Origin of the sequence: Pseudoalteromonas sp. CST2 (assembly GCF_028599385.1) — a bacterium.
Classification (GTDB): domain Bacteria; phylum Pseudomonadota; class Gammaproteobacteria; order Enterobacterales; family Alteromonadaceae; genus Pseudoalteromonas; species Pseudoalteromonas atlantica.
Genome location: NZ_JAQREO010000001.1, coordinates 327,525 through 352,733, shown reverse-complemented (window position 1 = coordinate 352,733; position 25,209 = coordinate 327,525). Strand labels below are relative to the sequence as shown.

Here is a 25,209-nt window from a genome sequence, read left to right as displayed (position 1 = left end):
CAGCTCTATTTTTATTGCAATTGCTTGACCTAAACACAGCAAATTTAGCTGCTATAGATTAAGCAATGATTCAATGAGGTGCATACTAATTGCATTTAACTATTTTGATAATTGCAATTTAAGTGGAATAACTTTCTTCAATATATTGATAATTAAACAGTGCTTGAGCGCACGCTAACGTGTGTTGTTAATCGCTTATATTGCTGCTTAAAAAGCTGCCAACCCACAATACCCGACAAGGTATTACCGCATGCCATACCGATAAATAACCCTGTTAAACCGTAAAAATACGAGCCTAGCCAAAGTAGTGGTAAGTAACACAAAAATAGCCGCAATATAGAGATAAATAATGCCGTGGTCGCAAAGCCCAGCGCGTTACATACCGATACCGTGATCATACATACACCCAAAGCCGCGTAGCTCAGGGGCACAAATGCAAAGTAATCTGTTAGATTAGCAACTATTTCACTATTATTGCTAAGCGCATTTGCAAGCGGGTTAGCCGCACCTAGCATAATAACCGCTAATAAAATTTGTATGCCAATTACAAAACCGCACGCAAGTTTTACTACGCTTAATATTTGCCTAAGCTCGCCCCGCCCTTTTAAATTTCCAACAATGGGGGGCAGCGCCATGGTAAGCGCTAAAATTAAAATAATCGCAATATATTCAATACGGTTTGCAAGCCCCCAAGCTGCTACAGCAAACCCATCATACGCGGCAATCAGTGCCGTTACTATCATGGCTGAAATAGGCGGAATAAACTGTGAAAGTAAAGCCGGCGCCATCATTTTTGCAATGGCTTTTATTGCCTGCTCGGTGCGGTTTTTTAAAACGTCAAAGGTTACAAGTTCTCGTTTAATAAGTGTGTAAAACACCACTGCTAAGCCTATTGCAAAAGCAACACAGCTTGCCCATGCAGCACCCGCTAACCCCATATCAAAGGTAAACATAAACAATGGATCGAGCGCTATATTTAACACACTGGTTAGCACCATAATTCGCCCAGGCAATAAGGTTTCGTTATGGGCACGGCAAATGCTGTAACCAAAATAAAGCAGCGCTCCAAGCCAGCAGCTTATTAGCCAAGGCAACCAGTAAAGCTCGGTTAAATTAAATAACGAAGGCGTTGCGCCCAGCGCTAAAATTATAGGCTGCTGAAAAAGCCACAATGCCAAGCACAATAGCGTTACTATTACGGTGCCAATAAGTACGATTAAACTACCTAAGTAACGTGCATAGTGAACTTTATTTTCCCCAAGTGCAGTAGAAATGGTCGCAGTTGCCGCAATACCTAAGCCTACTTGTACTCCCACAATTACCTGAAAAATAGCAATACTAAAGGCAACTACAGCGAGCGGCTCAGCGCCTAGCTTAGCAATAAAAATACTATCAACCAGCTGGCTTCCCATAATAGAAAACAAGCCAACCAACATAGGCCATGTCTGCTTAAATAAATACTTTAAAAGTAATGATGTATTACGGCTCATAAGGCAGGCTCACTCTAAACTTAAAAATTTAAACGAGAAAAATACCGAAAAAAAAGGCGCTTATAGTAAGCGCCACAGGAAAAGTCACAATGAATAAGCTGCTAGTATATTTACACAACTAAGTATTGATAATATAGTTGTTTAAATAATCAGTTTATTGAAAAATTTGATAATGAACATTGCCCATTTAAATCTGTTTGTCAGAATCGCAACAACACATAATATTAGCTTAGCTGGCAAGGAGTTAGGTTTGTCGGCCGCGGTTTCTAGTGCCCAAATGAATAAGCTTGAAGAAACGCTCGGCGTTAAACTTATTCATCGTACAACCCGAAAAGTATCGCTAACCGAAGAGGGCCAAGCTTTTTTACCCCACGCCGAGGAAGTGCTTGCCAATGTTGAAATGGCACGCGCCTCGGTAGGTATAGGCAGTGTAACTCCACAAGGAAAATTGCGCATTACCGCCCCTGCTTCGTTCGGGCGTATGCATATTATTCCTGCATTGGCTGGATTTATTGAGCAATACCCCGACCTGACAATTGATTTACGCTTAAGCGATAGCATTATTGATATGGTTGGCGGTGGTTTTGATATAGCAATACGCGACGCCGCCCTAAACGACTCAACCCTTATAGCCCGAAAAGTTGCCCGCGATAAACGCTTAATTTGCGCATCGCCTAATTATCTTGCAAAACACGGCACCCCAACAACACCGCAAGATTTAAAAAATCATACCTGTGTTAATTTACATGGTTTAACTACGTGGTCGTTTATTACACCCGAGGGCACACAAAACATTAAAACCAATAACGTATTACAAGCCGATAACGGTGAAGCGGTGCGCGATGCGTGCGTGCAAGGCTTAGGTATTACGCTAATGTCGAGCTGGTGTGCCTATAAAAAACTACAAAGTGGTGAGCTGGTACAAATTTTACAAGACTACCCACTTGCATCCGACACCGCTATTTGGAGTGTTTACCCAAGTTCGCGTTTATTAGCGCCAAAAGTAAGGGCCTTTATAGACTACTTTAGCGGCTACTTTGGTGACGAACCCTACTGGGAAAAAATATAATTATTTAACCGTAAAATATAAAAGCACAAACCTAGGTTTGTGCTTTTTGCGCTTTAAATATATGGAGCTTTATTGGTAAACCTTGGGCAAGTAAAAACAGCAGCTGCTAACTTGTACTTTTATACTTCGTATTTAATCGTGTAAGTTTATTAAATAACTTAATAACAACTCCCAATAATGTTAATTAAAAGCTAGCCATGCATCTCAAACATATCAATAACTCTTTTAAAACTTTCATTTTATTTGCACAATTTATTGCCATACTAAAACCTACGTATATAAATCGTTTTGGGGTAAGTATGAGAACAATTAAACGAAGTCGTTTAAAAGCGCCTAGCGTTAACACTACAAAAACTAAGCTCGCATTTTGCCTGATTAGTGCCACGGTACTTTTAACTGCATGTGGCGAGCAGATAAAAAGCGAAAGTACACCTGCCTCCCCAGAAACTAAAAGCGCTAAAAACACGCTTATAAATACCGATGAATTTAATATTAAAGCCATGGTAAAGCTGCCACAAACTGTAGAGTGTACGCTTGAAAACGGCTTACAAACTCAGTGTGCTCAAGTGGTTTTAAAATATCAGCCCGACAACATTGAAGTCGGCCCTTTTTGCCCAGAAACACTCGACGACGTAGGCGGAATTTGGGATTGGGATGGCACCGATGCAGGGCTATATAGGTTAGATAAAGCATTTTTAACCATGCTTAGCGAGCAAGGTTTTACCTTTTACGATGAAGACGGCACAGTGCATATTGTTGATAACGCGACCATTCGCCCAACCGTTGATCATGCATGTATTAATGTATCGGTAGATAAAAGCGTAGAAATTACCGCCCTTTTACCACTGCACCCTGTTATGTCTGAGCAATCAACAGCGTTAGGCACAGTGTCTAAAGTGGGTATAGCGCTTGCGGGTGTGCCTATTTTTTCGGATGCGCCAAGTGTGCAACATACTGGGCATTTACCCGCGCTTGATACCTGCGCAGGTCATATTGATCCGGGCGGTTGGTACCACTACCACGGCACCGCCAGTGATATAGACAGCGTATATAAACACGAACATGTAAACGCCAACTGTAATAATTTAACGCAAAAGCCAAGCGCCCTATTTGGTTATGGCTTTGATGGCTACCCAATTTACGGAAGCCAAGAAATTGATGGTACATCCCCAACCGAGCTTGATAGCTGTAATGGCCACACAGGCCCCGTGGGTGAAAGCGGCATAGTTACTTACCACTACCATGCAAGTAATACATTCCCTAACTTACCTAAGTGCTTAAAAGGCGTGGTTGCACAAAATAATTTTACGACCACAGCACAAGCGGGTGTAGGGGCCAAGCCACCTGAAGGCACTAAAATCACTCGCCATGAACCACCTGGTGGAGGCGGTCCAAAAGCGGGTGGCCCTAACGGCGGCATGTCGCCACCGGGGTTTGCTGAGGCAGCTAACAAACTAGGCGTTAGCGAAGAAGCGCTTATGCAAGCAATGCAAGAAGCCGGCGGCCCTAATGCCGATTTAACGGTTGTAGCAAAGGCACTTAACGTAACACCGGAGCAACTAAAAACAGCCCTACCTGAAAAACCTAAACGGTAATTAACCTAAACTCTGGTTAGAGATTTACTAACATATTGAACCATAATGATATTTAAGTTTATTTTCTCTAGCCAGAGATTTTCAGTGAAAATAAGGTAAATTTACGCGTCAATCGCTGGCCTATTGCAAGTAATTTAAACGCGGTTAGCACTGAAAATAGCTGCTCGAGATAGATTTATTATCCAATAATTCAGGCTAATTATAAATTACGGCTAGTGTTAAAAGCACTTGCTGTAACAATTAGTTACGCAACTTATAGCCTATAAAAGTTCCTAAAATCGTCAAAAATGTAAGAAAACGTTGGCTTGTGTCAAGAACAGTAAACGTTAGTAAAAAGCTGTAAACACGCCCCTGTTATCGGTTACATGTCAGTTACCATTCAGTTTAAAGCGCTAGTATTGAACCCAGTTATGTAACAACATACACGAGGCACTAGTATGAAACTGACTCAATTACTCCCTGCTCTACTTGCCATAAGTGCAGTATCTGGCGCTGCATATGCAGCACCCAATGAGCGAGAAAACGCAAAAAGTTTTAATAATGAGCGCGCAAAACGCATCGAATACAAACGAGATGAGCGCCGCGATGACAAAAAACAGCGTATAGAATATAAAAAAAACGACCGTAAAGAGCGCAAACAAGCCAAACGCGAGCACCGCAAAGAGCAAAAGCGCAAAGTTGCCCATTACAAACAGCAGCAACGCACTCGTAATTATTTTAAACATAATCGCCACAACGTAGTGACCTACCGGCCTGGGCATTATTTTAATCATTTACCGCGCAATAGTGCTTCAATCAGATTTAATGGCATTACGTTTACATTTAGTGATGGTATTTACTACAGAAAAGCAAAAAGAGGCTACCACGTAGTTAAGCCACCAAGAGGCTTAAGAATACGCTCACTACCAAGGCATTATTCACACTTTAAACGCCATAATACCACTTACTATACCTACCAAAATGTATATTACGTGGCAGATAATAATGGTTATAGAGTAGTTGATGAGCCTAAAATAGTGGTTAATCAGGCTATTAAGGTAGGCAGTGCTAAAAATTATGATTTAGGGCAAACCTACGACACCCTCCCTATTTCGGCAGAGGCTGTCACGATTAACGATCAACAATATTTTAAGTACCAAGATATTTATTTTTTACCGCAAATAAACGGTGACGAAATAAAATATTTAGCGATAAATTTAGGGTAAACAATTTAGCTCAAACGCAGGGCAAGCTGCTTTATGCATCTTGCTCTTTTGACATTAAGTCGGCCATTCTTTGGTTAATTTCTTGCTCACTTAAATCTTCTTTATGGGTGCCTATGGTCCAAATATGCCCGAATGGGTCTTGTAGGGTGCCGGCTCTATCACCATAAAACTGGTCGTGCACTGGGCGTACTTCTGTAGCGCCAAGTTCAATTGCCTTTTTAAATACGCTGTCTACATCCTCTACGTAAAGCATTAAACTTACCGGTGTGCCACCAAGTGCATTGGGGCTTTTAAATGACTCATCTGGGCATGAGTCCGAAATCATAATATGGGAGTCGCCAATTATAATTTCAGCATGAGCTATACCGCCCTCTGGCAGCGGCATTTGCATTACTAACTGCGCATTAAATGCATCACGATAAAAACAAATAGCTTGCTGAGCACCTTCTATAATTAAGTACGGTGTTACCGAGCTAAACCCTTTGGGAATTGCTGAAACAGTCATAACGCTCTCCATTATTTTTTATGGGTGTATGTATTTAGCCTATAGGTTAAAAACACTTCTTTCAACGTGTTAACTCATTTAAGTCACTATAATTAAATTAGCCAATTTGTGGTCAATAACTATACTAGCTGTAATATATATCTTACTTTTATTTGCTTAGGACTTTTATAATGTTAGCTAAAATTAGCCTAGCCGCTAAAAAGTATAAAGTTCTGAAGTATTTAGTTTTAAGCTGGTGTGCTTTATTTGCCCACCAAAGCGTGGCTAAAGTTGTGATTGCCATTGTAGGTAAAACAAAAAACGACTCTTTTTATCAGCAAGCCTTCAAAGGCTGTTTGCACTTTAGTAGTGAGCACCCTGAAATAGAATGCAAGTACGATGGACCAAAAGACTTTCAAGACATTCGTAGCCAATCTATGGTCATTAATAGGTTAGTTGACCAAGAAATAGATGGGTTAATTGTAGCAACAACCGACTCTCAGCATTTGGTCACTCGTTCATTAATGGCGCTTAAAAGTAAAAACATTCCTGTTATAACGTTTGATTCTGATCTGCTTGAAAAACACCAACAGTACCGCCTAGCCTACGTAGGCAGTAACAACTTCGACTTTGGCGTTGCCTTAGGCGAGCAAGTAAAAAAACTGACCAGCAAAGCAAATAATACGCTTTGCATGCAGTCGGGGCACCATACAACCCCTAATTTAAACAAGCGTATTGCTGGGGTTAGGTATGCGCTGTCTGATCAAGCGACAGCACACCTATCAGGTAAAAACGGCTGGCGCGAACATAGTCGCTGCCCCTTATTTAGTTTAGGTAAGCGCGAAGAGTCACTAAAGCAGTTAATGCATTTATTAAAAATGGAGAACCCACCCATTTTTTTAGCTGTGGCGGGGTTTGCACAGTTTAACCCTCATTACGTAAATGCCTTAGCGCCTTTTAAGCAACGTATTGCCGATAAAGACATTATTATTGTTTCTGCCGATACAGAAGAAATACAGCTCAATGTGTTAAGCAGGGGTCTCTCTTCGGCTAACATAGGGCAAAACCCTTTTGAAATGGGCCGCTTGAGCACCAAGCTAATGCACGACTACATTTTATATAATAAAAAGCCTGCGCAATCTCACTACTACACCGACTTTCATTACTGTACCCAAAGTAACGCCTCACAGTGCACTGTTAATCATTAAAATTTTACCCAGTTAACTGTGGGTTATGCCCTCTTAAGTACGATGCAGTGCACTTTAGCCAGCGTATTATTGCTCTAAGTTTAAGCGTTGGTGCCACTCTGCAATGCTTTCATCGGGGTATTCATCAAACTGTTTATCATTCTTTTGAATATGCGGTGTGACCCAATTGGCCTTACTAGCAAGCATTAAATGGGTGCGCTCTGGCGGTACGGGTAATTCGCTGTCTATTGCGCCAGCAAAGGGATGAACTTGCTCAGGCCATCGCGAATCATATAACCACAAGTTACTGCTGCAGTGTTTACAAAAATGGCGCTCAGCAGGGCTGGTTTTATCACCCACTTTGGCATGATAAATAGTAATATGTTCACGCCCTGTAACCTCAAGCGTGCTGTATTGTGCGTTCAAGTTTATAACAAACCCGCCACTGCCGGCCGTTTTACGACAAATAGAGCAGTAACATAAGTTATAAGGATAAGGGTGTTTAGAGCTCACACTAAACGTTACTTTGCCACAGTGGCAAGCGCCTTTAAGCTTCATAATAAATCCAATTAGTTACTGTTTAAGAGTTAATACCATAACCAGTTAGCCATAAAAAACCACACTCTTTACAGGGTGTGGTTATGATTTGCTAAAGCGTTTTGTTCTAACGCTGCCAAAATCTTAAATTGCGCAATGTTTCAATAAATTTATCTGCAGAGTGCATGTTTAAATCTATCCACCCATCGTCGGCTTTACCATCAAGCCCTGCGGCTTCAAATAATGCCATGGCATCTTTTGTGTAGCCTATGTATTTCATGTGCGCGAACGCATCGCTCACAAAGTCTTTTGCCTCAGGGATACCAGCAAGCTTCTCAGCGCCCCCTTGCGTTGCAAGTACCATCACCGCATCGTAAAGCACCGAAGGGCCGCCATTAATTACTTGATCCGCTGCTACATGCTTACCTTTACTACAACATGCACCACCTACTTGTGCGGCCACAATTTCGTAGTTAGCACCTTCAGCGTCTAAGGCATTTGTAACCGAATTAAAAATATCAGCATCAAAGCCATCGCTCACTAAAATACCTAACTTACGACCTTTAAAGGTATCTGGCGCATTTTTTAAAATACTTAGCGCATCTGATACAGGTAAATCGTTACGCGTTGGCATAGCAGCTTCAGCCGGCTCTGGCATATCTTGCAGGCGCAGGCCTTTTGCAACCTCTTGCGCTAAAGTGTTATCTACATTTAATAAGTGCGAAACCACACGCTCACGAATCGGCACATGCTCTACTTTTGAAAGCTCAAATACAAACGCATATTGAATGTGCGCTTGCTCTACGTCTGTTTGGCTTAAGTAAAATTGGCGCGCTTGGCTGTAGTGATCACTAAATGTTTCTGAGCGATAACGCAGCTTATCTCCACCGCTTACTTCTGGCTCGCTTGAGCTTTTAAAGCCATGCACTGGGCATTCGCGGGGGTTATGCTCATCGCCGCTCCAGGAGTTTGGCTCGTAGTTAGCACGCCCTTTAGGGTTATGCATTGCCATGTGGCCATCTTGTTGAAAATGACGCATTGGGCATTTAGGCGCATTAACCGGAATGTGCGTAAAATTAGGACCGCCTAAGCGTTTGGTTTGAGTATCTAAATACGAAAAGTTACGCCCTTGCAGTAATGGGTCGGGTGTAAAATCAAGCCCAGGTACAATGTTTTGAGTACAAAAAGCAACTTGCTCTGTTTCGGCAAAAAAGTTATCAACTACACGGTCAAGCACCATGCGGCCCACAATTTTTACGGGTACTTGCTCTTCAGGTATAAGCTTGGTGGCATCAAAAACATCAAATTCAAATTCATCAGCAAATTGCTGATCAAACACTTGTACACCCAGCTCCCACTCTGGGAAGTCGCCTTTACCAATAGATTCCCACATGTCTCTGCGATGAAAATCAGGGTCAGCACCATTAAGTTTAAGTGCTTCGTTCCACACTACTGACTGCATACCGGCTTTTGGTTTCCAATGAAACTTAACAAATTTTTCATCGCCATTTGCATTAATAAATTTAAAGGTGTGAACACCAAAGCCTTCCATAAAGCGTAAAGAGCGCGGTATGGCTCTATCTGACATGGCCCACATAATCATATGAATTGACTCAGGCGATAAACTTACAAAATCCCAAAAGTTATCGTGCGCGGTTTGCGCTTGTGGAAAACCACGGTCTGGTTCAGCCTTAGCTGAGTGAATTAAATCAGGAAACTTCATCGCATCCTGAATAAAAAATACAGGTATGTTGTTACCCACTAAATCCCAGTTTCCTTCTTGGGTGTAAAATTTAACAGCAAACCCGCGAACATCACGTGCTAAATCGGGAGACCCTTTATTCCCTGCCACAGTTGAGAACCGTGCAAATACCGGTGTTTTTTCACCTTTGCGCTGAAAAATATCAGCACAGGTTAAATCTTCAAGCGTATCGTAGGTTTCAAAATAACCATGAGCACCGTAACCTCTGGCATGTACCACACGCTCTGGAATGCGTTCGTGATCAAAGTGAAACAACTTTTCGCGCATTACATGATCTTCTAATAAACCTGGGCCGCGCTTGCCCGCACGTAATGAGTTTTGATCGTCGCTAACAGGGCAACCTTGTGCGGTGGTCATCGTTGGGTATTCATTAGAAGCCTTTTGATGTAATTCGCCACCATGCCCTTTATTACCTGAGTATTTAAATGATTCAGCCATGTTTAGTCCTTCATACAATTTGATTTAATGGGTCGATAGTTTTTATGGGCTTTAAATTAAAAGCGACTATGCAAATGCAAAATAAAGACCAGCCATCCAACCTAGTAAAAAAGGCCTGTACAGACAAAAAAGTAGTATTTGAGGTAATTTATAAAAGAAAAAATTACACAGGCGTGTAACTTTTTCAGACAAAAAAAGAGCACTTAAAAGTGCTCTTAGGTTTAAGCCTTAATCTTTATTCTCGTTGACTAAAATAACTTTACGATGTGGGAATGGAATTTCGATATTGTTTTCATCAAGGGCTTTTTTAATCAGCTCTGGCACCGTGTATAAAATTTCGAAGTAGTGCTCGCCTTTACAAAAAGGTCTTACTAAAAAGTCTACCGAGCTGTTGTTTAGTGTTTCTACTTCAACAAAAGGAGCTGGGTCTTTTAGTATGTGTGGGTGAGCCTCAAGCACGCTATCAATAACTTTGCGAACAGCGTCGGTGTTTTCATCGTATGCCACACCAAAGTGCATATCTACGCCGCGAATAGGGTGATGCGAATGATTAATAATTTGCGCTCCCCAAATTTGGCTATTTGGGATAATAACTTGCTGATTATCGAACGTTTGCAAAATAGTTGTAAACATATCAACCTCGGTAACTTTACCAAAGCGCCCTGCGGCTTCAATAAAGTCGTTTACTTTGTAAGGTCTAAATATAAGTAACATTACACCTGCAGCTAAGTTAGACATAGCACCTTGCAGCGCTAACCCAATAGCTAAACCTGCCGCACCTAATAGCGCAATTATTGAAGCTGTTTGCACACCAAAGCGGTTTAACACGGCAATAAATACAAACGCTAAAATAACATAGCGCGCCATACTGCCTAAAAAGCGAAACAGCGTGTCATCAAAGTGAGTGTATTTATGGCATAAACTAATAATCATATTACGCACTTTACCCGCAAGCCATAAGCCTATTAGTAATATAACAATTGCCATTAGAATATTTGTTGCCCACATTACTGCTGCCGGCAAATACTGATTTACATCAATATTATTTATTATCTCGTCCATTTTATTGTTCCTGTTAGACTGGTTGTAAATATAAAATCACATTAAACACTTTATATTAACTTTTTATTAACTAAATTACGAATTTTTACTTATTCGCTGTATTTGCCTTTCATTTTTATCACCAATAACAGTTACAAAAACAAATCAGTACATAAATTGACCGAAAATATTTTTTATTGCGTATATATTGTTCAATTTGTAAATAAAGCCAATGTGTTCTAAACCTTTAAGAGACACCTTGTTAAGGAGCGTTGTTATGCCAACAACAAATACGATTAATAAACACTCTGAATTTGCCCGCTGCATTGAATGCAATAAGGTAAACACATTTGCGGCTTTTCACTGGCTAGCACTGGCATTTAAAGACATGACCCGTGCGCCCATATTGAGCCTTATTTACGGGGTAATATTTACCCTTATTCCTGTTGCTATTGTTTACTCGGCAATGTTTACAGGTACATATTTAGTAATACTGCCTGCAACCGTGGCGTTTGCATTAATAGGCCCAGCCTTTGCGGCAGGCCTTTACGATGTAGCATGGGAGCTTGAAAAAGGGCATAAACCCACACTTAGCCACTCTATAAAGTCGATGTTTAGAAACCCAGTAGGCGAATGGGGCTTTGCAATAATGCTAATGGTTATCATGATTGCTTGGATGCGTTTAGCCGCGCTTGTGCATGCTTTATATCCTAGCCACGCCAATCCCACCTTTGAAGAGTTATCGGCGTTTTTAACGTTAGGCAGCATAATAGGAGGGGTATTACTGGTGACTGTATTTTCGCTTTCTGCTTTTGCTCCACAAATAATGATGGAGCGCCGAGTAGATATTATGACCGCTGTAATAAGCTCTATGAACGCTGTAAAAACTAACTTTGCCGCTATGGTGGTATGGTCAATTTGTATATTTTTATTGGTAGCTGTTGGTTTTGCTACCGGCGCCACGGGCTTTATTGTAATTATGCCTTTGCTTAGTTACGCCAGTTGGCATGCTTATATTGCAGTTATTAAAACCAAAAAACCTCGTGGTTACGAGTAACAACCAACCACTTAAAGTTCCAACCACACTGACTAAAAATAGCGCCAAAAGGCGCTATTTTTTTATTAACCTAGCAAAGCAAGCTTTGCTTAAAATACCCAAATAGCATGTAAAAAGGGCTGGTTTTCTATTTTATTAGTCCCTAACTTGTTGTACCAATAGCGCCACTCTACCCCTACCATTAACTGTTGCGGGTTTAAATTAAAGTTTTGCCCTACATCCCAATGCACAGCGGGTTGAGCAAGCAACCACTCATTAACTTTATTGCCTAGTTCGTCATCACGTCCAGAAATATATTCTACGTGGCCGGTAAAATAAAATGCTTGGCTAGCTAGTGTAAAAGGTGCACCCCATGCAAGGTCTATAAAAATGCTGTTGTCTTGCTTGGCTAGCTGATCTTTATGCACGCCGCCGTTGGCATCAATGTAACCTGCAAAAGTGGTTGTTAAAAAATCAAAGCCTGGGGCATCCCAGCTGAGCTTGATGCCTGGGGTGTATTTCATTAACCCCTCTTCACCGGCGTTTATACCAAACACTAAACCTGTGTCTTTTATTGCACCGTAACGCACAGAGGTATCAAAGGCTTTTGATAAGCTAAGTGTTGTGTACCACTCGCCATAAATACCCGTATCTTGAAAACCATCACTAAGGCTGTCGTTTAAAAAGTCGATAAAAAAGTAGTTATCACCTAAATCATGCTCTGAGGCATGCTCTATGGTGTAGGTGCGTGTAAATGACGACTCCCCGGTAAAGGGATTTAAGGCATCGCCAAAATTTGTGTGAAGCTGTGTGACGCTCCAATTTTCTGCTAGTGCTGAGTGAGACAAAAGCAGTATAGATGTTGTAAACAGTGTTTTTAAAAAATTCATGATTTATTTACATAACCCCAATTAAAATGCGGCGGGAGTATATCAGTGAGCATTCACCAACTAAAGAGATTAAATAAGTACAAAGGCTGATTTTTAAAATCTAAGCAGTAAAGCCCAGTAGCGCGGCTTTAAAAGAGCAGCGTTAGCCCTTTATAAAACACCTGAATTAATCATTACGCAGGTAATAAATAAGCGCCTTTATATTTTGTATACCCTTGCTTAGCTTATTTACTGGGTTTTATTTAGAGGTTGTAGCACGTGCAATATTAAGGTGAGCTTTTAAAGGTAATTTAATAACGGCGTGAATTGTAAGGCTAGGTACATTAGGTAGCTGTATTACACAGACTGTGCCTTATTGAGCATAAACAAATTTCAACTCAATCGATAAACAGCCACAGCTTTTTTACTACTGTGCACAATTTACAAAAATAAGTGCATAAAATTCATATTCTACGCCTCTCCCTTTTTAACCCTACGTACCCAATTAAAAATAAAACACTAAATATCAATAGTTTAAATAAATAAACTTGGTAGGCATAGGCTTTGCTTCATGTATTGCAAGTTAAATGGTAGCAATGGCTACATACAACAAATTACACAACGGGAGACATTATGAGTAACTCACAACACCCAATTGAATTTACAGCCCCAGGTATGGATAACGAATCAGCAAAAAAAACAATTGAAACACTCGATAACCGACTCGTAGCACTTTTAGACTTACAACTTACTTTAAAGCATATTCACTGGAATGTAGTAGGCCCAAGCTTTATTGGTGTGCATGAAATGTTAGACCCACAAGTCGATGCTATTCGCGAAATGACCGACACCATCGCAGAGCGTATTGCTACATTAGGCGGTACGCCACAAGGTACACCTAAGTCAATTGTAGATCGCCGCACATGGGAAGAATACTCATTAGGTAAAGCCTTTGTAGTAGAGCATTTAGGTGCATTAGACAAAGTATACAGTGGCGTAAACGCCGACCACCGCAAAGCCATTGGCACGCTGTCTGAATTAGACCCAGTATCAGAGGATATGATCACCAGCCAGCTAGGTGACTTAGAGCAGTTTCAATGGTTTGTACGTGCACACATTGAATCGTCTGCAGGTAAACTAAATCATTAATTTATTACCCACTTTACCATACAAGGAATGTTAATAAGAGTTAAAGGACTAATAAAGATACAAGGATACGTTACATAAGTAGGTACAGGATGAAGTGCAAACTACAAGGACTCGTTGCTTATTACATAAAGGATGTAGTAAATGCACCAAGGATGACTAAAGCTTGCTAACGGATTTGGTAAACCTACAAGGATTGTTAAAATACAAACGCCTAGTATAGGCATGCTAAGCGTTTGTATTTTTTACCACTTTAAAGCTTAAAACTATCCCAAGGACCAGTAATAGCCAACGTTTTAGTTGGCATGTATACGTTTACAAACAAGGTTTGCCCGTCTGGTGAAAAACACGCCCCAGCAAGCTCTGTTTGCGCATGCAATTTAGCAAAGTTATACACCTCTCCTTTAGGTGTTACTCCGCGTAAATGGTTATTCACCGTGTCTGTGTATTGATCCTCACATACAATTAAATGCCCGTTAGGTGCTACCGTTAAATTATCACCAAAGTTGTATAACGACTCGTTTGTACTTTCTACAAATAGTTGTATTTTACCAGGCTCATTTTGCTCTAACTCAGTGCCTTCGTTTTTTGAAGGTGTGTACTTCATTACCTGACCTAACTGCTTTTTGCCCCCATTAGTACAGCAAAAATAAAGCTCATTTTTACCCCAATGTATTCCCTCTCCTCTTGCAAATAAGGCTGCACCGTTTTTATAACCTTGCTTACGTAGGTCATCATTTGGGCTTTTAGGGTCTGTGAGCGTTATCCATTCAACTAAAAGGTCGCTGTGTAATGGCATGGCCGGTGAATCCCAATTTCGGCTATCAAACTGAGGCTGGTTTTTAATTACCATCGCTTGCAATGTGCCGCCTTTATTTAACTTATCGCGATGATGAGGAATAAACCGATAAAACAAACTATCGCCTCTATCTTCAGTTAAATAAACAATACCGGTTTGTGGGTCTATTGCGGCGGCTTCATGATTAAAGCGGCCCATATCATATAATGGCTCAGGCTTAATTAAGCCTTTGGCGCTGGCTGGTACCTCAAAAATGTAACCGTGAGATTGAGACAAGCCATCGCTTTTATCCATAACGGTTTCTTCGCAGGTTAGCCAACTGCCCCACGGCGTTACACCGCCTGAACAGTTTCTTATTGTGCCACACAGCGATAAATACTCTTGCTCGCGCTTTTGCTCTTTTAAGTTATAAATTATATGGCTAGTGCCCCCAGGCAAAGCTACACCATTTTTAAATGAATCATAGGCTAAGGGGGTTTTGTGATTACTAATTAAATCAGATGCTTTATTAATGTGTTTAGGTTGTAACTCATGGTTACGTATAAGGGCTACGCGTTCGTTATCTAATGCAATACAACCCATGCCATCGGCACGGTCGGGTACGTCTAAACCATCATCCATTTTATCGCCAAGTGCCGATATAACCCGATAACTAAAGCCTTTAGGTAAATCTAATAAGGCCTGAGGGTCGGCTATTAATGGGCCATAAGCAGGTAACTTAGTCGTTACTTCAGGTAAAGCAACGTTACCCATTGCGCTGCGCGATAAGCCAATAAACGCAAGCGAGCCTGCACTAAATAAAAACTCTCTTCTAGAAACCATTATTTTATTCCCGTGTTTTTTATTAAATCTATAGTAAAGGAAATAACTCGCTAGAAGTGCGGCGCTTTGCTAAATTCATCAAAATGTAATAATGTAACATTCCATCCGTACCAGATATCAGTTAATTCAACTTTAAATAATTGCCCTCACTGTTTAATAGTAGGATAGTAAGTTACTCAAATAACAACGGCTTAATTAGGAGTATCATGATCAAAGTATTACTAGCAACCAGCTTAATGGCCTCTTCATTCGCAGCTTTAAGTAATCCACTCACCGTTGAAGAACAACGCATCAGCAAAGCACAAACAGCTATGCCCACTGTGTTAAACGCCTTTAATAAAGAAGTAACCACCTTTGAGCAACAGTTTAAAGCGCTCAATAATTTTAAAGAGGCAAAGCAGCTCATTCAAACCTATAGTTTTGAGCTGTGGGAAAGCGCTAAGCAACGCATCATTAAAACTAACAATTACGACGACCGAGCACTTTACTGGGCGCGCTTGCTTTCAAGCAAAATAATACGTACAACCGAAGCTAACGTTGAGCTATCTGACGCGCAAATAAATACGCTGCTAAGCATGCTTGAAGAGGGCAGCCGAGGCCGCACCGATTTAGCTTTTTCATCAGGCAGTGATAAAAAAATTATACTTACCGGATTTGACCCTTTTTTACTCGACAAAAATATCAACCAAAGTAACCCATCTGGGGTCGCCGCATTGTTACTCGACGGCCAAGTTATTAATTACAATGGCGTTAGCGCCGAAATTAACACGGTTATGGTACCAGTACGCTACGAAGACTTTGACCAAGGTATAATAGAATCACTCCTTGCCCCCTACTACGCACTTAACAACGTCGACATGGTTGTAACGGTTAGCATGGGCAGAACCGAGTTTGATTTAGAGCACTTTCCTGGTAAACGCCGCAGCGTAACCGCGCCAGATAACGCCAATATTGTCTACGGTGGTACGCAAACAAGCCCTGTTATTCCCAAGCTAAATGGCCGCCCACTACCTGGTAATGAGTTTGTAAAATTTAGCCTACCAGTAAGCGCCATGCAAAACGCCAAAGGCCCATATAAAGTAATCGACAACCGCGAAGTAACTACACTTAATAAAACCTTTAAAGCCGGCTCGTACGGCGCGCTTAAAAACAGTGTTGCGGTAAATGGCGGCGGGGGTGGTTATTTGTCTAACGAAATATCGTATCGTAGTATTCGCCTGCGTGACGCGCTAAATTCGAGCATTCCTACTGGGCATATCCATACCCCGCGTATTCAACAGTTTGAACCCGAAACAGAAGCCAACATAGTTAAACAAATTAAAGCAATGCTCACGCAAAGCTTAGTGGCATTATAATAAAGCTAAGCAATTAATATACATAAAAAAAGGGCAATATTAATTGCCCTTTTTTACTTTTTAAGCGTTAGCTCTTCGGGTAATTAGATGGGAAAAACGCACGTTTGGCTTCTTCATCAAACTCTTTTTTAAAGGCGACATCGGTGCCAATTTTGCGTGCACGCGCAACCGCTGGGCGGCTATCAATGCTTTCAAACCAACGTTTTAAATTAGGGTATGGTGCTAGGCCTTCTTCACCAAGTACTACTGGCGCTTTATCAATCCAACCCCAAGCAGATACATCAGCAATGGTGTATTCATCACCCACTATAAAGTCGCGACCTTCAAGGTGTGCATCAAGCACTTCGTAATGGCGCTGCGCCTCACGCAAGTAGCGGTTAACTGCGTAATCAAGCCCTTCAGGCGCCATGTGTCTAAAGTGTACACTTTGCCCCGAATACGGCCCAAGGCCCGATGCTATAAACATTAACCATGAAAGCATTTCGGCGCGATTCTCTGGCTTACCTGCTAACTTACCGTGTTTTTCGCTTAGGTACATTAATATAGCGTTCGAATCAAACACACGGGTTTCACCATCAACAATGGCTGGTGCTTTTGCGTTAGGATTGATGGCTTTAAACTCAGGTGCGTGTTGCTCACCTTTTAAGGTATCAAGTGGCACAAGTTCAAACGGTAAGCCTGTTTCTTCTAAAAACAAAGCAACCTTCATTGGGTTAGGTGTATGGTGAAAATAAAATTTGATCATAAAACGCTCCTAAAAGTAGTAGCTACAATTAAATCACAACTTGAGCAATCGTTCAAATAACAAAAAAATAGTTAGCTAAAGTACTTAACCAAACAGCTCACTTGTATTAACCCTGCACCAATATAAGCAAATATAAAGCGCGCTTCTTCTTGTGCCTTTTTAATAAATGCCACGGCAAAAGTAACTACAATAATAATTATACTTAATGCTAAGCCATATAAAAAAGAGCCACAAAAGTGAGGTAAAACAGCAAGTAAACACGCAATAATTAATGCGCCATAAAAAGCTACAAGCATACGAACGTTAAACAATATCCCAAGCAATGCAGTTATAAACGCAAACGCATATAAAATTACAACTTCCCTAGGCCACGCGTAACTTAGTGGATGTTTAAAATTAAAGTTTGTAGAGTTTAAACTAGTAACCGCAGACGAAGTCGCGTGTATAAAAATACTAACTAATAAAGCGCCGATAAAAAATGCAGCAAATGCCGAAACGGCACCGCCACCTGTATACCCTGCCTTCTCTTTTTCTATCACTATAACCACAACACTCAGTGCCGCACTAAGCTGAAACCATTGCCAGTAATCGTTACTAAAAAGGGGGATTGCTGCAAAGCCAATAACGGGAACTAATATTTTGGCTTCTTCGTTTTTGTGTAATAAATAAAAAGCCATAATAGCTATATAAAACAGTGCCGTTACATCGGGCATAAAATCTACTTCCTTTTAAATTTCAACACTATTTCTACATTTAGGGAATGCACTACAGCCAAAGAACGTATTTCCTATATTAGTACCTTTCTTTGCTTTACGTAGTACCATTTTCTCACCGCAACGTGAGCATATCTGAGTTTCTGAGCGTTCTTTTTTTGGCGCCTGCTTATGTTCAATAATTGTTTTTACATGGCTTACATGTTGGCGATTTGTTTTAAAACTTGGCTTTAATTTTCCGCTTTCAATTGTATTTACTATATCGTTTTTAGTATTAGCACTAAGTACTCGCTCGGTTTTACTTTTAATGTACTCAATACTGCCGCGTGCAAACCTAACATTTTCAGGTAGTTTAGTTTTAAATGTGCTGTCGCCAATAAAAATAATAACCGAAAATAATGCGTTACTGTTTATGTTTAAACACGACTCAAGTGTTTTTAAATGCTTGTAGTTTTGATGCAGTGGGTTTTGAAATTTTGGTGAGTGTTTAAAAATTTTTTGTGTCCACATTTTTTGATTTGCTGAACCAAAAATCCAACCTTTCATGTTTTTAGTTTCCAGCACAAACACACCAAACTCAGACACAATAATATGATCAATTTGCGTAGTACCATTTTCGATGCCGTTTTCAAAAGTAGGCAGCGTCACATTTTTAATTAACGTGTAATCTGCCTTATTTAAAAACAGTTTAATTAGCACATTAACTTGCCACTCTCCCATCGCTCCTTTAAACCAAGGTGTTTTAAAAACCCCAATACAAATAAACAGCGGTACAAAGTACCAAAGTTGGCCTAATAGCGTGACCAAAATCGTAGAAAAATCCATATTTAGTTAATCCTTTAAGCTATACAAATGGCAATAATAGAGCCGCGAAATTTAAAAAATAAACTAGCAGTACACGTAATAATGCACGTTCAATACTAAACAAATTTAAGCATTGTTTTTAATACGCCCTTTCTAAGGCATGTTCATTAACATGTTCAATTAACTCAGGGAAAAATGCTAAAAATACCGATTCTAACTCATGGTAGTTTTGCGCTATATCCTCAGCGGAACCTGCAAAGTTATTAGTAAAACGAATGCGTTTGGCTATGTTATCAAGCGCAAGCCCTACCCCTTCTATAGTTTCGTATTCTTTAAACCAATCGTTTGTAGTCATGCTGGTTACAACATGCTGCATGCGCGCTGGCATAACCGCTATGCGCTCATTTAAAAGTGCGTAGCTGCTGCGTTTAAAATCATTTAAAGGGTGTTTGTTAAATTGCTGCCAATGCCTAATTAAAAAGTGATCAAACAGCACGTCAATCGCTACGCCTGCAAAGCGCTTTCGCTCGGGCGAAAAGTACTGTTTAGTGGTTTTTACTAAAGCGTGTGAGTCGGTAAATTTATCGACTAAGTAATGGTTTTCTAGTGCACTTTTAACGCTATTGGGCAGGTATTCTGCGTGCCTGCGTCCACCAAAATCACCTAATAAATTGCCAAAGTGTGAATCGGCTGTAGGCTTTGCTAAGTAAAGGTGAGCTAAATAATTCAACGTAATCCCAATGGGTTTAAACAAACTTAATTTTGCCAAATAGTAACGCACATTTAAGCGAAACTCACACGAGTGTTTAGCGCACTCCCTGTGTATTTACCTAACACTTTAGTTTGAAAATTATACAAACACTCTGTAAAGCCGTTGCACTCAATTCAGCATTAAATATTTAAAATAGAATTATCAATCACTTAAAATTTAAAAATCGCTGGAATATATATTGCTACTTAGCGTATTTAGCACTCAAACATGTATAGCTCTTTTTATTAGTGAGTAGTTTAAAGGAGCATAAAACATAGGTTAAATCAGTTATGGATATAGCTATATTTTTTAAGTCGTTACTATTACTGGCCTTTTTTTTAACGCTAGGTAATTTAATTAAGTACACATTTTTAAGGGGCTTAATTGTGCCTTCATCGTTAATTGCTGGCGTATTGGCTCTTTTATTAGGGCCACAATTACTCGGTGAGCATATTAATTTGTCGCTCCAAGGCACTAATTTATGGATAGATGAAAAAGTCACAAGCATATGGAAAGAGTTACCTGGGTATTTAATTGTAGTGGTGTTTGCAGGTTTATTTTTAGGTAAAAAAATACCTACAATTAAACAATCGCTAAACCAAAGCCTACCCAATTTAAGCTTTGGCTACAGCATTGCCATAGGCCAATATGTTGTGGGTATGATCACGGCATTATTAGTACTTGCCCCTTTATTTGATACCAACGAAGTTGCCGGCGCACTCATTGCGGTGGGATTTCAGGGCGGGCATGGCACCGTAGCTGGCCTGCAATCCACTTTTGAAAGTATCGATTTTGCAAAAGGTATGGACTTGGGGTTAGGTATAGCAACAATAGGCCTTATAAGCGCCATCGTATTAGGGACTATTATGTCTAACCGCACCGATGGGGGCGACCAAGAACTTGAAATTAGCCACGACGAAAAAGTAGAAGTAAAAGACCGCCCGTTTGGCCTGCACTTTGCTATTTTAGGCACGGTTGTTATTGTTGCTTGGCTTATTCTTAGTGGCTTACAAGTAGCCGAAAAAAACCTTTTTGCCGATTCATCGGTAAAAATACTTGAGTACATGCCTTTATTCCCCATTGCGATGATGGTGGGTTTAGTGGTGCAAATAGTGCTTAATAAATCAGGCATGGGTAACTTAATTAGTCACTATCAAATAAATCTGCTTTCTAACCTCTCCCTCGATTTACTAATAATTGCCGCACTGGGTGCGCTTAACTTATCGGTACTTGCTAAATATTGGCAAAGTATTTTAATTTTAGGCGCAGTGGGGGTTGCCTATAGCGCAGCTATTTACTTTTTCTTTGGTGGGTGGTTTTTCCCAAAAGATTGGAAAGTGAGAGGAATTGGCGAGCTTGGGCAATCTATGGGCACTACGGCGGTTGGGCTGTTAATGCTAAAACAGGCTACCTCAAACCCAAGCGAGCATATTCGCCCCTTTAGTTACAAACAACCACTTTATGAGCCTGTGGTTGGCGGCGGTATTGTTACTGCCCTTGCACTTCCTGCCATTGCTAATTTTGGGCCGTGGGCATTTACTATTATTATGGCGGTTATATTAGCCTGTGTAGTGGGTGGTTTTGCCTTTTATAAACGCCGCAAACACAAAAGCGAGTAGCCTAATTGCGCTATAAAAAAGCCGCTACAACTTTTGTAGCGGCTTTTTTATGCATTGGTTTTTTACTTGTACAAGTAACTAATTATTCGACTTAACCCAATTTCCATTATCATTTTTACTGTAGCTATTTTTAACTGCAGACCAAGCCACTTTATGCGCTGTGGTTTCGCGGTCGTCGCCGTTTTTTCTATCGCTTGGGTCCTCGTAGGTATCCCACGCGCTATTAAACGCCTCTTGATATATCTCTTGGGCATGTTTAGGTAAGTTACTTTTTACCGAATCCGGTAACTCGTTTGTGTTTTGATAAGGCATAAATAATCTCCGTATTACTTAATTACGCCGCACGCAACACGTTTACCGCCGCCACCTAATTTCTTGGGTTCGTCGGCATAATTGTCGCCCCCTTTGTGGATCATTACTGCGTGCTGTTTAAGCTGCTCAAGCTTGAGCCTTGGCGCTAAAACAGGCGATTTAGCTTCGCCGCGCTCATTTACAAATAACGCAGGTAAATCGCCTAGGTGGCCATTACTCCAGGGTTCATCATGGTGTTTAGCGCTGTTAGGATCAAAGTGCCCACCAGCAGCACCGGCCGGTACAACTTTACCGTTTTTTTGCTTTGGCTCGCAGCTAGCATATTGATGAACATGAAAGCCATGCTGCCCAGGCGTTAAGCCTTTAAGCGCTGGGGTAAATACCACCCCGTGCTCATTTTCTGTCAGTGTAACGGTGCCAAGTAACTCACCTTGCCCCGACTTACTTACTGCATGCATATCAACATCTACATTCGCCAATGCGCTATTTTGTAGCATTGCAGCGGTAAATAATATGGCGCAAGCTGGTTTAAAAATACGTGCTACGCTTTTTTTAGCGGTTGAATCAAACTGTAAACAATTCATCGTGCTCTCCTTATGTAGTATCTGTTTTGTAAATAACGCGACTGCTCAGTTATTAGGTACAATCTCTATACCAAGCTCACTGTAGGCAAAAAATTTCACCTGCGCTAAACGTAACGCATTGATTAAAAATAAAATAAACAAAGCTAGATAATTAACCACTACACATACTTAAAATTTACTGCGTGTTTTTGCTTAAACGCTATACAAAAACTAGTGCAAATTTACAAAAGAAATGACAACTTTACAGGCTTAACACGCCCACCCGCCTAATACTAAGTACCGCTCAAAACGGGTAAAAAAACAGCTTAAACACTCAATAGTGCATTAACTAATACCGCGCTAAGCCAATAGCACGGCGCGTTTAATCAAAATACGCGCCTATGCACACGCTAAAATAAACCACGCTCACAACGCCTACTGCGCTATCGGTATACTAATTGCTGAACATACTAGTGTTATTAAACGGGTTATAGATGACCCTATCGCTATTAAACAATCGAGGGAATTATGAGTAACAAGCAACTAATTAAAACACTAGGTATAGGCCTAGCCGCCGCATCAGCTGGCATGCTAACCAGAAAAAGTTTACAAAAGTCGTGGGAAAAGGTAACCAACGAGCCCGCCCCAAAAGACAAGCCAAGCGAGCATACAGATCTTAAAGAAGCCGTTACATGGGCGGTAGTATCTGGCATTGGTGCAGGCGTGGCAAGAATGGCCGTACATTATGTGCTCGACAAACGTAAATCTAAGTAAGCCAATAGCTATTCAAGTACAACGTAAAAAAGCATAAAAAAGGTGAAACTAAGTTTCACCTTTTTTATTACTTTAAACTAATTAGCTTTACGCGGTAGACACACTACTCGCGCCTGCATTTTTAAGTATTTCTTCAATCGCGCTTTTGTTATCGCTGTTGTACTTAACACCAATTAATATAGAGCCTTTTTCAATGGCGTCTTCGTAAAATTTAACTTCGTGCTCAGGAATAAATGCACCAATAGCAGCGCCTAAACTTCCGCCAACGGCAGCACCTGCACCGCCCGCTGCAAATGCAGCCACTAATGGGCCAGCTACTAATAAACCTGTACCACCGGTTGCCACGGTACCTACGGCAGTAAAACCGCCAACAATTGCAGCTATAATACCACCAGACGCTGCACCAACAATGCCGCCTTCAGCCGCTTTGGTTCTCTCATCTAAGGCAAAGTCTTCCTTTGCGTATGAGTCATTGGCTACAATGCTTATATCAGCTTCATTAATACCTAACGCTTCTAATCTATAAATAGCCAGTGTTGCTTGTGATGCGCTTTCAAATAACCCAGTAATAACCGTGCTCATAATAACTCCTTTATTTATTTAAAAAATACAGCTATTACTAAGCAAAACCCAAACCACTTAAATTATTACTATTAATCAATAAGTTAAATCACAAACCCAAACTACTGCTTTCATTTACACAGTAAATATTGCTAACCGTTGTAAAAAACTCCTACCACATAAATAAATGCACTAACGCTAAGCGCTTTTATATAACGCGTTAATAAACTCAATTACTTAGACCACGTAATTTCGGCTAATTGATTAGTAGCCGTTTGATGAATAATTAAGCCGTTATTGCCCATACGCATGTGCCTAATTAAGCCAGAGTAAACCCCTTCTTTACTGGGAATTTGCCAGCTTTGCATGGTTTGAGTTTTTAAATCAAACCTAACCAGCGTTTCGGGGCGCTTAGCCGACTCATTAAACCAAATAGCATTATCGGCATATTCAATGGCATACGGGTGGCTGTTTTTACCGCTTGGGTTATCCCACTGCGTTATTTTACCGTTTTTGGGGTTATAGCGGCCAAGTTTACCCATACCAGAGTTTACATAAAACACCATATCATCAGGCGTAATAGCAAGGCGCCTAGTATGTGTTTTAGCACCTGGGAGTTTTATTTCGCTAAGCTCCATGGTGTTTTTATCAACTTTAACCAAACAGTTACTGCCATTACACGACACCCACGGCGTCCCACTAGAATCAAGCTTTATACCATAAGGCCGCGAGCCTTTAGTGGGTAAAGTAGCCAGTTTAATATCACCGCTTTTAGGGTTTAGCCTGCCAATCATGTTGCTGTGCTGCAGGGTAAACCAAAATATACCCGCATCATCAAACACGCCTGTATGTGGGTCACGGGCGTTTTTATCAGGCATTTTATACACTTTAAATTTTTCGGTTTTTAAATCTAAATACCCAACCGTTCCATTTTTATTGCCTAAAAACCAAGGGGTTTGGTTTTTATCAAGCGATACACTGTGCGCATACGTACCACTTGGCAAAGTGTACTCTTTCATTTCACCGGTTTCAGGGTTTAATCTACCTAAAATATTGCCCCACTGGCCAACCCACCAAATAAGCCCGTTTTCACCTTGCACAGGGTCGCGAGCGCGTTGCCCAAGCGTAGGCACTTGCCAGTATTTAAAGCTTAGTTTTAAATCGCCTTTAACCACCGTTGACTCGCGCTTATTATTAACAGGGTAATGCTTGGCCAAATACGCGATAATATCTTTACTAAGCGCAGTACCCTCGCCGGTATCAACCATATAGCTTATGAGTGTTTGCCAATCCGCTTGGCTATAACCCGCACTGCGCTCAAGGTTGTTTAAACTATGGCAACTAGCACAAAGCTGCTCAACTAATACCCCAGGCTCGTTACTCAATACAGGTAACGGCGCAACCAAAACCCCTAGCGCAACCGTTGCCACAACGTGTTTATTAAATAAAAATAGATTTTTACGCATAACGCCCTCCCTTTTTAATATTAAAGCATAGGGCGAAAGTGTTTACTATATGAGCACTTTTAGCTT

The 25,209-nt window shown here is 40.8% G+C and carries 24 protein-coding genes; 9 read left to right on the top strand and 15 right to left on the bottom strand.

Annotated features, from left to right (window positions below):
- Nucleotides 1-152 precede the first annotated feature (152 nt).
- Nucleotides 153-1,490, bottom strand: coding sequence for an MATE family efflux transporter (locus PSH41_RS01625; protein ID WP_273588681.1), 1,338 nt, complete (start codon nucleotides 1,488-1,490; stop codon nucleotides 153-155).
- Nucleotides 1,491-1,662: 172 nt separating this feature from the next.
- Here PSH41_RS01625 and PSH41_RS01620 point away from each other — a divergent pair, with 172 nt between their 5' ends.
- From PSH41_RS01620 to PSH41_RS01610, 3 genes are all read left to right on the top strand, one after another.
- The gene (locus PSH41_RS01620) at nucleotides 1,663-2,559 is read left to right on the top strand and encodes a LysR family transcriptional regulator (RefSeq protein ID WP_039972407.1); all 897 of its coding nucleotides are present in this window, start codon (nucleotides 1,663-1,665) and stop codon (nucleotides 2,557-2,559) included.
- A 299-nt stretch (nucleotides 2,560-2,858) separates the two neighbouring features.
- Nucleotides 2,859-4,154, top strand: coding sequence for a YHYH protein (locus PSH41_RS01615; protein ID WP_273588680.1), 1,296 nt, complete (start codon nucleotides 2,859-2,861; stop codon nucleotides 4,152-4,154).
- A 437-nt stretch (nucleotides 4,155-4,591) separates the two neighbouring features.
- Nucleotides 4,592-5,359: a DUF6515 family protein gene (locus tag PSH41_RS01610; protein ID WP_121637922.1), complete on the top strand. Its 768-nt coding sequence runs from the start codon at nucleotides 4,592-4,594 to the stop codon at nucleotides 5,357-5,359.
- A gap of 31 nt (nucleotides 5,360-5,390) precedes the next feature.
- Here PSH41_RS01610 and PSH41_RS01605 read toward each other — a convergent pair whose 3' ends face one another.
- Nucleotides 5,391-5,864: a VOC family protein gene (locus PSH41_RS01605; protein WP_004588872.1), complete on the bottom strand. Its 474-nt coding sequence runs from the start codon at nucleotides 5,862-5,864 to the stop codon at nucleotides 5,391-5,393.
- A 170-nt stretch (nucleotides 5,865-6,034) separates the two neighbouring features.
- Between PSH41_RS01605 and PSH41_RS01600 the strand changes: the two genes are divergently transcribed.
- On the top strand, nucleotides 6,035-7,051 hold the full coding sequence (locus tag PSH41_RS01600) for a substrate-binding domain-containing protein (protein ID WP_248462268.1): 1,017 nt from the start codon (nucleotides 6,035-6,037) through the stop codon (nucleotides 7,049-7,051).
- Between the two features lie 66 nt (nucleotides 7,052-7,117).
- Here the strand turns inward: PSH41_RS01600 and PSH41_RS01595 are convergent, their stop codons facing one another.
- The 3 genes from PSH41_RS01595 to PSH41_RS01585 all read right to left on the bottom strand — a co-directional run bounded on the left by PSH41_RS01595 (nucleotide 7,118) and on the right by PSH41_RS01585 (nucleotide 10,829).
- Nucleotides 7,118-7,588 (bottom strand): GFA family protein, encoded by a 471-nt coding sequence (locus PSH41_RS01595; protein ID WP_273588679.1) that lies wholly within the window; start codon nucleotides 7,586-7,588, stop codon nucleotides 7,118-7,120.
- 106 nt (nucleotides 7,589-7,694) lie between these two features.
- Entirely contained in the window at nucleotides 7,695-9,767 is a 2,073-nt protein-coding gene (locus PSH41_RS01590) for a catalase (protein ID WP_273588678.1), read from the bottom strand.
- A gap of 228 nt (nucleotides 9,768-9,995) precedes the next feature.
- A complete protein-coding gene (locus tag PSH41_RS01585) occupies nucleotides 9,996-10,829 on the bottom strand; it encodes a mechanosensitive ion channel family protein (RefSeq protein WP_004589490.1) in 834 nt (277 codons plus the stop codon).
- Between the two features lie 256 nt (nucleotides 10,830-11,085).
- Here PSH41_RS01585 and PSH41_RS01580 point away from each other — a divergent pair, with 256 nt between their 5' ends.
- Entirely contained in the window at nucleotides 11,086-11,865 is a 780-nt protein-coding gene (locus PSH41_RS01580) for a DUF2189 domain-containing protein (protein WP_054982813.1), read from the top strand.
- An 89-nt stretch (nucleotides 11,866-11,954) separates the two neighbouring features.
- On the opposite strand, the gene PSH41_RS01575 is transcribed toward PSH41_RS01580, so the two are convergent.
- Nucleotides 11,955-12,734 (bottom strand): nucleoside-binding protein, encoded by a 780-nt coding sequence (locus PSH41_RS01575; protein WP_096042274.1) that lies wholly within the window; start codon nucleotides 12,732-12,734, stop codon nucleotides 11,955-11,957.
- Nucleotides 12,735-13,346: 612 nt separating this feature from the next.
- Between PSH41_RS01575 and dps the strand changes: the two genes are divergently transcribed.
- Entirely contained in the window at nucleotides 13,347-13,862 is a 516-nt protein-coding gene (gene dps, locus PSH41_RS01570) for a DNA starvation/stationary phase protection protein Dps (protein ID WP_004587573.1), read from the top strand.
- Nucleotides 13,863-14,112: 250 nt separating this feature from the next.
- Here dps and PSH41_RS01565 read toward each other — a convergent pair whose 3' ends face one another.
- The gene (locus PSH41_RS01565; protein WP_273588677.1) at nucleotides 14,113-15,480 is read right to left on the bottom strand and encodes an alkaline phosphatase PhoX; all 1,368 of its coding nucleotides are present in this window, start codon (nucleotides 15,478-15,480) and stop codon (nucleotides 14,113-14,115) included.
- 206 nt (nucleotides 15,481-15,686) lie between these two features.
- Here PSH41_RS01565 and PSH41_RS01560 point away from each other — a divergent pair, with 206 nt between their 5' ends.
- A complete protein-coding gene (locus PSH41_RS01560) occupies nucleotides 15,687-16,835 on the top strand; it encodes a hypothetical protein (RefSeq protein ID WP_273588676.1) in 1,149 nt (382 codons plus the stop codon).
- Between the two features lie 67 nt (nucleotides 16,836-16,902).
- On the opposite strand, the gene PSH41_RS01555 is transcribed toward PSH41_RS01560, so the two are convergent.
- From PSH41_RS01555 to PSH41_RS01540, 4 genes are all read right to left on the bottom strand, one after another.
- Nucleotides 16,903-17,580 carry a glutathione S-transferase family protein gene (locus tag PSH41_RS01555; RefSeq protein ID WP_273588675.1) on the bottom strand — a complete coding sequence of 226 codons (678 nt, stop codon included), beginning with the start codon at nucleotides 17,578-17,580 and terminating at the stop codon, nucleotides 16,903-16,905.
- Nucleotides 17,581-17,651: 71 nt separating this feature from the next.
- A complete protein-coding gene (locus tag PSH41_RS01550; protein ID WP_273588674.1) occupies nucleotides 17,652-18,293 on the bottom strand; it encodes a hypothetical protein in 642 nt (213 codons plus the stop codon).
- 15 nt (nucleotides 18,294-18,308) lie between these two features.
- Nucleotides 18,309-19,118, bottom strand: coding sequence for an NERD domain-containing protein (locus PSH41_RS01545; protein ID WP_273588673.1), 810 nt, complete (start codon nucleotides 19,116-19,118; stop codon nucleotides 18,309-18,311).
- 118 nt (nucleotides 19,119-19,236) lie between these two features.
- On the bottom strand, nucleotides 19,237-19,827 hold the full coding sequence (locus tag PSH41_RS01540) for an acyl carrier protein phosphodiesterase (RefSeq protein WP_273588672.1): 591 nt from the start codon (nucleotides 19,825-19,827) through the stop codon (nucleotides 19,237-19,239).
- 311 nt (nucleotides 19,828-20,138) lie between these two features.
- Between PSH41_RS01540 and PSH41_RS01535 the strand changes: the two genes are divergently transcribed.
- Nucleotides 20,139-21,467 carry a sodium/glutamate symporter gene (locus PSH41_RS01535; RefSeq protein WP_138626223.1) on the top strand — a complete coding sequence of 443 codons (1,329 nt, stop codon included), beginning with the start codon at nucleotides 20,139-20,141 and terminating at the stop codon, nucleotides 21,465-21,467.
- 78 nt (nucleotides 21,468-21,545) lie between these two features.
- Here PSH41_RS01535 and PSH41_RS01530 read toward each other — a convergent pair whose 3' ends face one another.
- Nucleotides 21,546-21,779 carry a ChaB family protein gene (locus tag PSH41_RS01530; RefSeq protein WP_273588671.1) on the bottom strand — a complete coding sequence of 78 codons (234 nt, stop codon included), beginning with the start codon at nucleotides 21,777-21,779 and terminating at the stop codon, nucleotides 21,546-21,548.
- A gap of 14 nt (nucleotides 21,780-21,793) precedes the next feature.
- Nucleotides 21,794-22,363: a superoxide dismutase family protein gene (sodC, locus tag PSH41_RS01525; protein WP_138611278.1), complete on the bottom strand. Its 570-nt coding sequence runs from the start codon at nucleotides 22,361-22,363 to the stop codon at nucleotides 21,794-21,796.
- 507 nt (nucleotides 22,364-22,870) lie between these two features.
- Between sodC and PSH41_RS01520 the strand changes: the two genes are divergently transcribed.
- Complete coding sequence (locus PSH41_RS01520; RefSeq protein WP_004587585.1) at nucleotides 22,871-23,116, top strand: DUF4235 domain-containing protein; 246 nt, start codon at nucleotides 22,871-22,873, stop codon at nucleotides 23,114-23,116.
- A gap of 87 nt (nucleotides 23,117-23,203) precedes the next feature.
- On the opposite strand, the gene PSH41_RS01515 is transcribed toward PSH41_RS01520, so the two are convergent.
- Together PSH41_RS01515 and PSH41_RS01510 are read right to left on the bottom strand one after the other, a co-directional pair.
- Nucleotides 23,204-23,698 carry a general stress protein gene (locus tag PSH41_RS01515; RefSeq protein WP_273588670.1) on the bottom strand — a complete coding sequence of 165 codons (495 nt, stop codon included), beginning with the start codon at nucleotides 23,696-23,698 and terminating at the stop codon, nucleotides 23,204-23,206.
- Nucleotides 23,699-23,910: 212 nt separating this feature from the next.
- A complete protein-coding gene (locus PSH41_RS01510) occupies nucleotides 23,911-25,143 on the bottom strand; it encodes a Vgb family protein (protein ID WP_273588669.1) in 1,233 nt (410 codons plus the stop codon).
- Nucleotides 25,144-25,209: the final 66 nt, after the last annotated feature.